At 45.7% G+C, this 11,865-nt stretch carries 11 protein-coding genes; 6 read left to right on the plus strand and 5 right to left on the minus strand.

All coding sequences use genetic code 11. The annotated features are described in order from the left end of the window. Window positions 1–5: 5 nt before the first annotated feature. The 5 genes from R8N28_RS06850 to R8N28_RS06870 form a co-directional block, all read right to left on the minus strand. Complete coding sequence (locus tag R8N28_RS06850) at window positions 6–989, minus strand: ABC transporter ATP-binding protein (RefSeq protein WP_065274426.1); 984 nt, start codon at window positions 987–989, stop codon at window positions 6–8. Between the two features lie 10 nt (window positions 990–999). After that, window positions 1,000–1,932: an ABC transporter permease subunit gene (locus R8N28_RS06855; RefSeq protein ID WP_065274427.1), complete on the minus strand. Its 933-nt coding sequence runs from the start codon at window positions 1,930–1,932 to the stop codon at window positions 1,000–1,002. A 9-nt stretch (window positions 1,933–1,941) separates the two neighbouring features. Beyond that, window positions 1,942–2,862: an oligopeptide ABC transporter permease OppB gene (oppB, locus tag R8N28_RS06860; RefSeq protein WP_005377838.1), complete on the minus strand. Its 921-nt coding sequence runs from the start codon at window positions 2,860–2,862 to the stop codon at window positions 1,942–1,944. A gap of 144 nt (window positions 2,863–3,006) precedes the next feature. Continuing rightward, the gene (locus R8N28_RS06865; RefSeq protein ID WP_017633966.1) at window positions 3,007–4,617 is read right to left on the minus strand and encodes a peptide ABC transporter substrate-binding protein; all 1,611 of its coding nucleotides are present in this window, start codon (window positions 4,615–4,617) and stop codon (window positions 3,007–3,009) included. Window positions 4,618–4,881: 264 nt separating this feature from the next. Next, a complete protein-coding gene (locus R8N28_RS06870) occupies window positions 4,882–5,988 on the minus strand; it encodes a M20/M25/M40 family metallo-hydrolase (RefSeq protein ID WP_047100686.1) in 1,107 nt (368 codons plus the stop codon). A 538-nt stretch (window positions 5,989–6,526) separates the two neighbouring features. On the opposite strand from R8N28_RS06870, the gene hppD reads away from it, so the two are divergent. From hppD to R8N28_RS06900, 6 genes are all read left to right on the plus strand, one after another. Continuing rightward, the gene (gene hppD, locus R8N28_RS06875; protein WP_005377835.1) at window positions 6,527–7,600 is read left to right on the plus strand and encodes a 4-hydroxyphenylpyruvate dioxygenase; all 1,074 of its coding nucleotides are present in this window, start codon (window positions 6,527–6,529) and stop codon (window positions 7,598–7,600) included. Next, window positions 7,593–8,723, plus strand: coding sequence for a homogentisate 1,2-dioxygenase (locus R8N28_RS06880; RefSeq protein ID WP_017633969.1), 1,131 nt, complete (start codon window positions 7,593–7,595; stop codon window positions 8,721–8,723). Before hppD ends, R8N28_RS06880 begins: the two co-directional genes overlap by 8 nt. 9 nt (window positions 8,724–8,732) lie before the next feature. After that, complete coding sequence (locus tag R8N28_RS06885; RefSeq protein ID WP_054574089.1) at window positions 8,733–9,770, plus strand: fumarylacetoacetate hydrolase family protein; 1,038 nt, start codon at window positions 8,733–8,735, stop codon at window positions 9,768–9,770. A 21-nt stretch (window positions 9,771–9,791) separates the two neighbouring features. Next, window positions 9,792–10,460: a maleylacetoacetate isomerase gene (gene maiA / locus R8N28_RS06890; RefSeq protein ID WP_005377832.1), complete on the plus strand. Its 669-nt coding sequence runs from the start codon at window positions 9,792–9,794 to the stop codon at window positions 10,458–10,460. A 195-nt stretch (window positions 10,461–10,655) separates the two neighbouring features. After that, the gene (locus R8N28_RS06895) at window positions 10,656–11,315 is read left to right on the plus strand and encodes a DUF2726 domain-containing protein (RefSeq protein ID WP_005377831.1); all 660 of its coding nucleotides are present in this window, start codon (window positions 10,656–10,658) and stop codon (window positions 11,313–11,315) included. 118 nt (window positions 11,316–11,433) lie between these two features. Then, window positions 11,434–11,772 carry a hypothetical protein gene (locus tag R8N28_RS06900; protein WP_005377830.1) on the plus strand — a complete coding sequence of 113 codons (339 nt, stop codon included), beginning with the start codon at window positions 11,434–11,436 and terminating at the stop codon, window positions 11,770–11,772. Window positions 11,773–11,865 lie beyond the last annotated feature (93 nt).

Below are 11,865 nucleotides of genomic sequence, written 5' to 3' on the forward strand. Positions count from 1 at the left end.
CCTCCTTAAGCTTTTATTTGAATAGGAGTGATAACACTGGGTGCGTTAACGTGACAGGCAATGGACTGGCTCGTGTTTAATGGAGAAAACCGTGGGGTTTCGTATTGGCAACGCGTCTCTCGATGCTCGCACCGCTCTCTAAACGGACACCCTTGATGGTTAATCAACGCACTTGGTGGGTTACCTGGGATGGTTGGTAAACGCGGCATATCTTCAGTGATGGAAGGAATCGCCTTTAGCAGGCCTTGAGTATAGGGGTGCGCAGGTTGAGCGAACAATGTCTCGGTATCTGATTGCTCCATTTTTTGACCACCATACATGACCAATACGCGATCACACATCTCGGCGACGACGCCCATATCGTGAGTGATCAGTAAAATTGCGGTGTTGAACTCTTGTTGTAAGTCTCGTAATAGCGTCAAAATTTGAGCTTGAACGGTTACATCTAACGCGGTGGTTGGTTCGTCTGCAATTAGCAGCTCGGGCTTACACAACAACGCCATCGCTATCATGATTCGCTGACGCATTCCGCCAGATAGCTCGTGAGGGTATTGATTCATCCGAGTTTCGGGAGAGGGAATACGCACCGCATCCAACATGTGAATGGACTCCATTTTTGCTTGTTTTCGGCTCATTCCTTTATGAATCATGAGAACTTCACAAAGCTGCTTGCCAATTTTCATGAATGGATTAAGTGACGTCATCGGATCTTGAAAGATCATTCCGATTTTCTCTGCACGGATGCGGTTGAGCTGCTTTTTAGACATCGCGAGTAAATCATCACCGTGGAACATTGCGCTTCCAGACACAGCGCCGTTGTCCGCGGTTAACCCCATTAATGCGAAAACAGATTGGCTTTTTCCCGAACCTGATTCCCCAACAATCCCAAGAGTTTCGCCCGCTTTAATCGAGTAGGAGAGATTACTGACCGCTTGCACTTGCCCATCTGGCGTATCGAAGCGCACGTTCATGTTTTCAATAGATAGCATGGGTTTGTCCTTATCGGTCTTTCGGGTCAAGAGCATCACGCAAGCCATCGCCGATGAAGTTAAAACAAAAGAGGGTGGCAACTAAAAACAGAGAGGGAAAAAGCAGCATCCACAATGCAACGTCAATCGTTTTTGCGCCTTCGGAGATTAGGATTCCCCAGCTCGTGTCTGGTGGTTGAACACCAAGCCCTAAGAAGCTTAAAAACGATTCGAACATAATGAATCCTGGTACCATTAAGGAGGAATAAACCATCACGATCCCAAGCACATTAGGCAGAACATGGCGTCGGACAATTGTCAATTTAGAAACCCCAATAGAGTGTGCGGCTTCGATGAACTCTCGCTTTTTTAGACCGAAGGTGACACCACGTACAACACGGGCAATGCCCAGCCAAGATACCATTCCGATCACGATAAAAATCAGGTAGATGTTGTTGCCAAAAAGGGTAACAAACAGGATAACCATAAACATAAATGGCACCGAATCGAGCACCTCAATAATGCGCATCATTACGCTGTCGACAACGCCACCAAGGTAGCCGGAAATACTTCCCCAAATCGTACCAATAACAACGGCGACTAAGGCCCCGACAAAGCCCACCAAAATAGAGAGCCTGCCGCCTTGCATCGTGCGAGCAAAGACATCTTGCCCGAGGTCATCAGTACCAAAGTAATGGCCACTGCTCAGTGAAGGTCTCCCTAGCTCGTATGGATCGATGAGCACTTCCCAGTCAATTTCATCATGGCCAAAAGCGGCAAGAGAGGGGCCGAAGGAGATGCATAAGGTAATGAACGCCAAAACATACACTGATGTCATCGCGGCTCTGTTTTTACGAAATCGAGTCCATGCATCCTGCAAAAGACTGCGACCTTCGACGGCTTCAATATTGTCGACGACTTGATCTTGAAGAGCTTGTGTATCCAGTTTTTTGATCGTTAACATGCCGGACTCCTAAACGCGTATACGAGGGTCGATAATCGTATATAGCAAGTCGACCACAAGGTTAAAGAAGATAGTGAGTGAAGCGACAATCAGAGTAATGCCCATTACTAGGCCGTAGTCGCGGTTGAGAGCCCCAGATACAAAGTGTTGTCCCATGCCACCTGTACCAAAGAAAATGTCGATAATCACCGAGCCTGTCACAACAGACACAAACGCAGGGCCGAGCATCGCAACGACGGGAATCAGGGATGGTCGCAAAGCGTGATGGAATAAAATGTAGGTTGTGGACAAACCTTTGGCTTTTGCCGTTCGAATGTATGGTTGGTTGAGCGTTTCAATCATTGCGCCACGCATGACGCGTGCAATACTCGCAATGGAGCCAATCGCTAGGCTGAGCACGGGAAGAACAAGAAAAGCCAGCTTTCCTCCTTCCCAACCACCAGCAGGGAACCAGCCGAGCTGAATAGCGAAGATCATGACTAAAACTGGAGCAAGCACGAAAGCCGGAACCACAACTCCAGTCATCGAAAGTGTCATCAGGCCGTAATCTAGGCGGCTATTTCGGTTCAATGCCGCAATGGTGCCAAGCAACATGCCAAGTGGAACGGAAATACAAAAGGAGAGTACGCCTAATACTGCTGAAACTGGCCATGATTGTGCGACGAGCTGTGTAACACTGAAGTCTTGATAAACGAAGCTCGGACCGAGATCTCCTTGTATGAAATTACCAATGTAAATCCAAAACTGAGTAAGGAAGGGCTGGTCCAAATGGAATTTTGCTTCGATATTCGCACGTACCACCTCTGGCATAGGCCGTTCCATATCAAATGGCCCCCCTGGTGCAATGTGCATCAGCCAAAATGATACGAGTGCGATGAATAGAAGCGTGGGGATAGCGATAGCTAATCGCTTAACAATGTACCAAATCATGATCCATCATCCTTTGGTCATCCGAAATCACTTCGAACGGTTATGAATAAAAAATGGTCTGAGCTCAGGTTGCCTTCTCCACCGAGAGATATGAGGAACGGCAAGTAAACATTGAACTTGCCGACTCAGACCGAAAACATGCTTTTAGTGGGCTTTTACATAGACATTCTTGCGGTAGTACGACGACTCAGGGTTTGTCAGTTCGTAGCCGCCCACGTAAGGCTTGATGAGGTATTGATCGTTACCCGGACGATAAATAGGAATAATGGCCATGTCTTCAATCAGCATGCTTTCTGCTTGTAGATACAGTTCTGATGGGTTGCTCATGGTCTTTGAGCGAGCCATTAACTCGTCGTATTGCGGGTTGTTATAACGAGAATCGTTGTACTCGCCACTAGAAACGAAGATATCCAACCATGTAGAGGCTTCATTGTAGTCGGCCGTCCAGCCGCCGCGAGTAATGTCGGTCGGCTCTTTAAGTGCGTAGAACACTTTCGGTTCTAGCTGTTTTATTGTGACTTGCGCACCCAAACGGCTTTTCCACATACCTGCCATGGTCGTTGCCATTTTTACGTCCATCGAGAAAGTTGGTACGGTAAACGTCAACTTAAGCGGATTGCTTTTATCGTATCCAGCTTCTGACAGTAATTGCTGCGCTTTTTCGATACGTTTATGACGGTTCCAAGTTGCGAACTCAGGAGTGTGAGATTTAAAACCATCTGTTTGAGGTGGCACAAGGGTATACATTGGAACCCCACCGTTTCTCAAGATAGCACTCGTTAACAGTTGACGGTCAATGGCATATGAGAGGGCTTTACGGACCCGCACGTCTTTTGTTGGTCCTTGTTGAGTGTTGAGGTAATAGAATGTGGAGCCAAGAGACGCACTGGTGCTTGCCACTTCTTGTGGGCGTTGTTGAATTAACTTTTTCTTCTGAGCGGCAGGAATGGAAACCGCTTGGTCTATCTCACCGGCTAGGTAGCGGTTTAGCACTACGTTTGCATCACCAATTGGTAGCCAGGTGACTTTTTCCAGCACTACATTGCTTGCGTCCCAGTAATGTGGGTTTTTAACCATCACCAGTTTTTCGTTAACTTTCCATTCAGAGACAGTAAACGCACCATTTGTAACGATATGCTCAGGCTGGGTCCAACGGTTGCCATGTTTTTCAACGGTCGCTTTGTGAACGGGGGCAAGCACTGGATGACTTAATAGTTTCGTAAAGAAGGGAATAGGCTCTTCGAGTGTTACCTGGAATGTTTTTTCATCCAGCGCCTTCACGCCCAAGGACTCGGGTTCGGCTTCGCCCTTCATAATCGCTTGCGAGTTTTCGATATTTGGAATGGCCGCAAACCAAGCGTAGGGTGAAGCAGTGCTTGGATTCAGTAAGCGTTGCCAGCTGTAGACAAAATCTTGTGCAGTGACCGTTTCGCCATTTGACCATTTTGCATCACGTAAGTGGAAGGTATAAACCGTATTGTTGTCATTGACTGACCAAGACTCAGCAACACCAGGAATGGTTTTACCTTGCTTATCTTGAATGACCAGACCTTCAAACAGGTCTCGACCGAGATTAAAAGCGGGCTCTGCAGCTTGCTTGGCTGGGTCAATAGAAGTAACTTCAGCCCCATTGTTTAGCGTAATTTCTTGTGTCTCATCGAGGGTCACACCCGAGGGATACGGCACGGCATAGCTTGATGTTGCCAGTATTGGACTCATCATCGACGCTAATAAAAGCAACTTAGGTAATTTCATCCTTGTCTCACTCTTTTCATCCTGAAAGATGCCAGAAATGTATATTGTATAAATTGTCTACACAATCGAGTTTTAACATTACTGTAACAGGGTGTCAGGTGTTGAGCTGTCTAGTCTCAAAAAGTGAGCTAGGGGAATTTCTTTGAAGATCTGATATCAAGTTGGCATGACGGGAAGTAATTTTGCTTCGATACAAATTAAAATCCCCTTCAAGCACAGGCTAGAAGGGGAAGATAGTCAGTCTGCTCTTCAAAAGGCATGACGTTAACTGACTAGGAAATGTTTCACGAACTCAGTGATTTTGACCATATCACTTACCGCGATAAACTCTTCTGTCGTGTGTACTTTTGCCATGCCAGTTGAAAGGTTGACCGTTGTGAGACCTTTCTTGTTAAAGTTGTTGGCATCGCTACCGCCGCCAGTGCCTTTTGTGAAGGCGTCAATTCCTAACTCTGAAAACGCTGCTTTTATAGCGTTTACGTGTGGGTGGTTTTCTTCAATAACAAAAGCGTCGTAGGCTCGGCTAGATTCAATGTCGACTTCTGCACCGTGTTTTTCACAGACAGACTCTAATGTTGAGATCATATGATTGACCTGAGCATCTAGTTTATCGCCATTCAGGGAGCGTGCTTCTGCCACGATTTTTAATTCAGGCATAACAATGTTTGTGGCCTGACCGCCGTTAACCATACCGATGTTGGCTGTCGTTTCTTCGTCGATGCGAAGCAGCTTCATTTGGTTGATGGCATCTGCCGCCACCATGATCGCACTGATGCCTTCTTCTGGCGCAAGCCCTGCGTGTGCTGGTCGACCTTTGATTTTTGCCATGATCTTTTGCTGGCCTGGGGCTGCGGTCACAATGGTGCCAATAGGGCCACCCGTATCTAACACGATTGCTTCCGTTGAAGTGACGTGTGACATATCGAAGTATTGTGAACCGAATAAACCGCCTTCTTCATACACGGTGAAAGCAAGTTCTAACGTTTTGTGCTCACGGTTTTCCGCTTGAATACAACGAACGGCTTCCATGATGGCAGCAATACCAGATTTATCATCGCCACCGAGAATCGTATGGCCTTTTGAACGGATAATGCCGTCTTCGATGAGTGGCTCAATGCCAATACCTGGAGTGACCGTATCCATATGACAGCTCATTAGGATAGAGCCGTCTTTTTTGCCGTCTAAACGGGCGTACACGTTAAAACCGTTAGAAATGTGCTCAGGCACTGGAAGCTTGTGCACGGTAAAGCCTAGCTCGCCTAGCTGTTCTGCCAGTGTTTCTGCAATTTGTTTTTCGTTTTTTGATTCGCTGTCGATACGTACTAGTTGGCAAAAGTGTTCAACTAAGCGTTCTTGATTGATGTGTGTCATTAGATGTCTCTTTTTCTGATCGAGCGTGAAGCCTTGTGGCTCGGCTCGATAGGGAACAGAGCACCACTTATGGCACAGTTACTTTTGAATAAAACTGAGGTGAATCAATAAAGGGGTATCCATGACACGATTCTGACCGATGAGCCTTTCGAACTGTATGAAGCGTCACGAAACATTACTTTTGATGTTTTGCAGGATCAAATGAATAAATCGGATAGAGATAGGGTGCAATAGACTTTCCATCCCCTTTTGCTTTTTGAGCTACGTTGCCAAGATAAAATGCCAAAGTAACAACTTGTTTACATTTTATGTGGTGGCGTAAAGCCGAAAATATCAATCTAATATATTGAAAATAAGCAGTTTGTTTGATGTTTACGAAAGTGGGTTCGATGCGTCCTCTGTGTGTAACATATATTTTACAATTATGCGTAAAAATCGCCAAGATAAAGATTTCTCCCCACGTATTCCAATTTCTCAAGACCTGCGCCAAGTTAGAAAAATAAGTCCAAACAAAAGCTACTGAGACAAGGAGAAAGTCATGGTTGATGCATATAACCCACTAGGAACAGACGGATTTGAGTTTGTTGAATATACCGCTGCTGACAACAAAGGCATTCAACAGCTTAAAGATCTGTTTATATCGTTAGGTTTTGCGGAGATTGCAAAGCATCGCTCAAAAGAAGCGTGGTTATATCGACAAGGTGACATTAGCTTTATTGTGAATGCGCAGCCGCATAGCCAAGCTGAGGGATTCGCCAAAGTTCACGGTCCGTCGGTTTGTGGCATGGCATTTCGTGTGAAAGACGCCACCGTTGCTCTGGCGCATGCGTTAGAGAATGGCGGTAAAGAATATAAAACGGAAATTGGGCCGATGGAGCTAAGCATTCCTGCTATTTATGGCATCGGTGAAAGCTTGCTTTATTTTGTCGATCGTTATGGAAAGCAGAGCATCTATGATGTCGATTTTCGTTTTTATGATGATGCTGATGAGCGTTTATCAAAAGCGAATGTTGGTCTTTACGAAATCGACCACTTAACGCACAACGTTAAGCAAGGCAACATGGATGTCTGGTCTGGTTTCTATGAGCGCATTGGTAACTTCCGCGAAATTCGTTATTTCGATATCGAAGGTAAGCTGACTGGTCTTGTCAGCCGTGCGATGACCGCACCTTGCGGCAAAATCCGAATTCCTATCAATGAGTCGTCAGATGATAAATCACAGATTGAAGAGTTTATCCGTGAATACAATGGCGAAGGTATTCAACACATCGCATTGACCACAGACGACATCTACGAAACGGTCAAAACCTTGCGTGAGCGAGGCATGGACTTTATGCCAACGCCAGATACTTATTACGAGAAAGTCGATCAGCGTGTTGAAGGCCACGGTGAAGATGTAAGCAAGCTTCGTGATTTGCAGATTCTTATTGATGGTGCACCAACGAAAGATGGCATCTTGCTACAGATCTTTACTCAAACCGTTATCGGCCCTGTGTTCTTCGAAATCATCCAACGTAAAGGCAATGAAGGCTTTGGCGAGGGTAACTTCAAAGCGTTGTTTGAATCGATAGAAGAAGACCAAATTCGCCGAGGAGTATTGAGCGATGCATAAATGGATCACATTCCCTCACCGGGAGGGAGTGTGCTCTAAACAAGCACATGCTGACTTCCCGGAAGAGGCAATTTATGAACGTGAGGCAGGTCGAAGTGGCTTCTTCGGCCCCGCAACACATTTTCATCATCAACATGCCCCAACGGGGTGGTCTGAGTGGGAGGGCGAGCTACGTCCACGAGCGTTTGATTTTAATCTAGTCGAAAAAGCCAGCCATATTACCCCTTGGGCAGTCCCGCATCTATTACACAACGCGAATTGTAAAGTTCGTGTTTGGCGTATGGATGAAAAAATGGACTTCTTGGTGAGAAATGCAGATGGCGACGAACTGCTATTCATCCACCAAGGTACGGCAGATCTCTACTGTGATTATGGTCATTTGAAAGTGAGCGAAGGGGATTATGTCATGATCCCGCGCTCAACGAGCTGGCGTTTAGAACCAAGCGAGCCGATGTTCATTCTGATGATTGAAAACACCGATGCGGCTTATACATTGCCCGAAAAAGGCATGGTTGGAAACCACGCGGTGTTTGATCCGGCGGTTTTAGAAACGCCGTCGATCAACGATCAGTTCCGTGCTCAATATTCTGAGAATCAAACACAGGTTCAGGTGAAACGCCACGATAAAGTCAGTGTTATCACTTACCCATTCAACCCGCTGGATGCGATTGGGTGGCATGGTGATTTGGCGGTAGTAAAAGTGAACTGGCGTGATATTCGTCCACTTATGTCACATCGTTACCATTTACCGCCTTCTGCACATACTACATTTGTAGGATCAGGATTTGTGGTGTGCACCTTCGTTCCTCGTCCAATTGAAAGTGATCCTGGAGCGCTCAAAGTACCGTTCTACCACAACAATGACGATTATGACGAAGTCTTGTTCTACCATGCAGGTGACTTCTTTAGTCGTGACAACATTGAAGCGGGTATGGTGACATTCCATCCAGCAGGTTTTACACATGGCCCTCACCCGAAAGCTTTCAAGGCAGGGCGAGAGCATAAGAAGACTTTTGCCGACGAAGTCGCGGTCATGATTGATACGCGTCACGCACTTCAGTTTTCGGATGAGCTGGAAAAAGTAGAAAACAAAGAATACGTCTATAGCTGGCAAGAGAAGTAAGAGGCAAGGATGAAATTAGCAACCAAGAAAAATGGCACTCGTGACGGTTTGTTGATGGTCGTGAGCAAAGACTTAACGCGCTGCGTACCAGCGACAGAAATTTTCCACCCCATGAACTTAGCACCGACGATGCAGGTGGCACTTGATAACTGGGATACGCTAGCACCGCAACTGGAAGAGCTATACGTTGCACTGAACAATGGCACGGTTGCAGGGTATGAAGAGTTTGAAGCGCACTACTGCGAGTCGCCGCTTCCTCGCGCTTATCAGTGGGCTGATGGCAGTGCTTACGTAAACCACGTTGAGTTGGTTCGAAAAGCTCGCGGCGCTGAAATGCCAGAGAGTTTTTGGACGGATCCGTTGATGTACCAAGGAGGCTCTGATGCCTTTATTGGTCCTTGTGACAACATCGAGTTTGCGAGTGATGAATGGGGTATTGATTTCGAAGGTGAAGTGGCTGTGGTAACTGGTGACGTACCAATGGGCGCGAGTGTTGCAGAGGCTCAGGAGTCGATTCGTTTGATCATGCTGGTGAATGATGTCTCACTACGTGGGCTAATTCCCGCAGAATTAGCTAAAGGGTTTGGTTTTTTCCAATCTAAACCTTCTTCTGCGTTTTCTCCTGTTGCAGTAACACCAGACGAACTAGGCGATGCGTGGTACGAAAACAAAGTGCATTTACCATTGCTCTCGACCTACAACCACAAGCCGTTTGGTCGCCCAAATGCGGGTATCGATATGACGTTTGATTTTGCAGACTTAATTGTTCATGCGACTAAAACGCGCCCGCTATCTGCTGGGGCAATTATAGGTTCTGGCACGGTATCTAATAAGCAAGGCACCGAACATGGCACTTCGATTGAGGAGGGTGGCGTTGGCTATTCATGTATCGCGGAAGTTCGCATGATTGAAACCATTCGTGATGGCAAGCCGTCGACTAACTTCATGTCGTTTGGAGATTCAATCAGATTGGAAATGTTCGATGCGGATGGCAACAACATATTCGGCTCGATTGACCAACAAGTTAGCCAATATCTCAAGCACTAACAATGCTGGTTGGGAGACGATATGAGCGATAGCATGATTTTATACGGATACTGGCGATCATCGGCGGCGTATCGTGTGCGTATTTGCTTGAATCTTAAAGAGTTATCGTATGATTCAAAATCGGTACACTTGGTGCGCAATGGTGGCGAACAACACAGTGACGAGTACCATGAGTTAAACGCTTCTGAACTGGTTCCTTTGCTGGTGGATGGGGAGGTTCAGTTAACCCAGTCACTGGCGATCATTCAATACTTAGAAGAACACTACCCGGATGTCACTGTGATCCCCGAGCAAACGCCGCTTCGATACCAAGCGCTAGCTTTGGCTCAGGATATTGCAATGGAGATTCATCCCCTGAATAACTTAAGAGTTCTACAGTATTTAGAGGGGGAGTTAGCTTGCGAACCAGAGCGCAAAGTCGCTTGGATTCATCACTGGATCCACAAAGGTTTTACAGCATTAGAAGAGAAACTTCAGAAGCATCGTAAACTAAATGGTGATTGCAAGTTTAGCCTGACAAGCTCGCCATCTATTGTCGATATTTGTCTGGTACCACAATTTTATAACGCACAACGCTTTGGTGTAGATACTTCTCTTTATCCAACCATTAACGCTGTTGTGCAGTCATGCAATCAACTGCCAGCTTTTATTGATGCGATGCCAGAGAATCAGCCAGACGCTAATAGTTGATTCTTAGCATACATAATGTATTAACAAAATTTAAACGAGCCAATCCAAGTGTGTGATTGGCTCGTTTTTATTGGTGAGCAAAATTTTCTGTTTCTCGCTATCGTCGTGGCGCCTCAAAATTGCGAGGTTTTGTTGCTCTGCATAACATTTCCATTTACGCTTTGAGCAACGAGTTGTTTTGGATGCACTTTATTTATGACCAACATTTTTATCATTGTTGTTCTTCTGGTTTTATTCTTCTTTGTTATTCAAAAGTACGTGATTAAGCACGATGACACGCGTGATTATCCTTATCGCTCGAAAGGCCCTCTGCTCAGAGGTCAAGAGGGTGCGTTCTATAATGCGTTAAGAGCGGCGGTAGGGGAGCATGCCGTAGTATTCGCGAAAGTAAACATGTCCAGTTTGGTTACGCCAAAAGAAATCAAAAATAAGAAGCAGTTTTTTGTCGCGAACAATCGTATATCTCGAAGCTATTTTGATTACGTTATTTGTGACCCAAGGACACTAGAGCCGCGCGTTATCGTTGAATTGGATAATGGGCAGGAGCTAAACAAGGGTAAGATAGAAAGACAAAAGTTATTGATTCATGTTTGTAAGACGGCCAACCTGCCTTTAATCGGCGCTTCGATAAAGCACAGTTATCAAGTTGGGCGATTACGTCGTTTGCTTGCGGCACACATTGATTTGATTGAGCCCGATAAAGAAGTGCGCTTTTGCAAAAAATGCGGCAGTCCGATGATCATTAAAACCGCAAGCCAAGGTGAGTTCAAAGGGAGACGTTTCTTTACTTGTAGCCGTCAGCCGAATTGTACATACACCGAAAATTATAACGTTGTGTTTGAGGCGGACGACTAAACACGACAATTAACCTGCAGAAATAAGGGCTTTGATTAGAGATGATCAAAGCCTTTTTTGTATCTGTCCTCAAGGCAAGACCTATACTTTGAAAAAGAGTGCAGAATAGGGCAGCCATATGCGATACGGATGGATTTTGTCAGCATTGTTCATCGCATCTAATGTTAGTGCGATACCTAATTTGAAACCACTGGAGTGTGAATTGACAGAGACACCCCAAGATCATTTCTTGTTTTACCGAGAGCAAATGGTTTACCACAGTGAGCAGTTTGTCATATTTCAAAACTTCAAAGGCAGGGTGAGCACTCAAGTGGACGTCAAAACAGGAGAGTTGATTCGTACAACCTATATCGGCGAACCATTTAAACCTAAATATCAGATTTTGTTCGGCACTTGCCCTAAGGTATCGCAAACCTTACAGATTTGGATGCTCAGTGAAGTGCCTTACGACAATTAAGTGAGATAATAAAAGTGTAACTCTTCACCCGCGAGCTATTGACTGTGGTTTACGCTAGGAATGCTGGCACCTGATAATTCACTTTAAGCATGT

This window comes from Vibrio sp. Vb1554 (genome assembly GCF_033344235.1).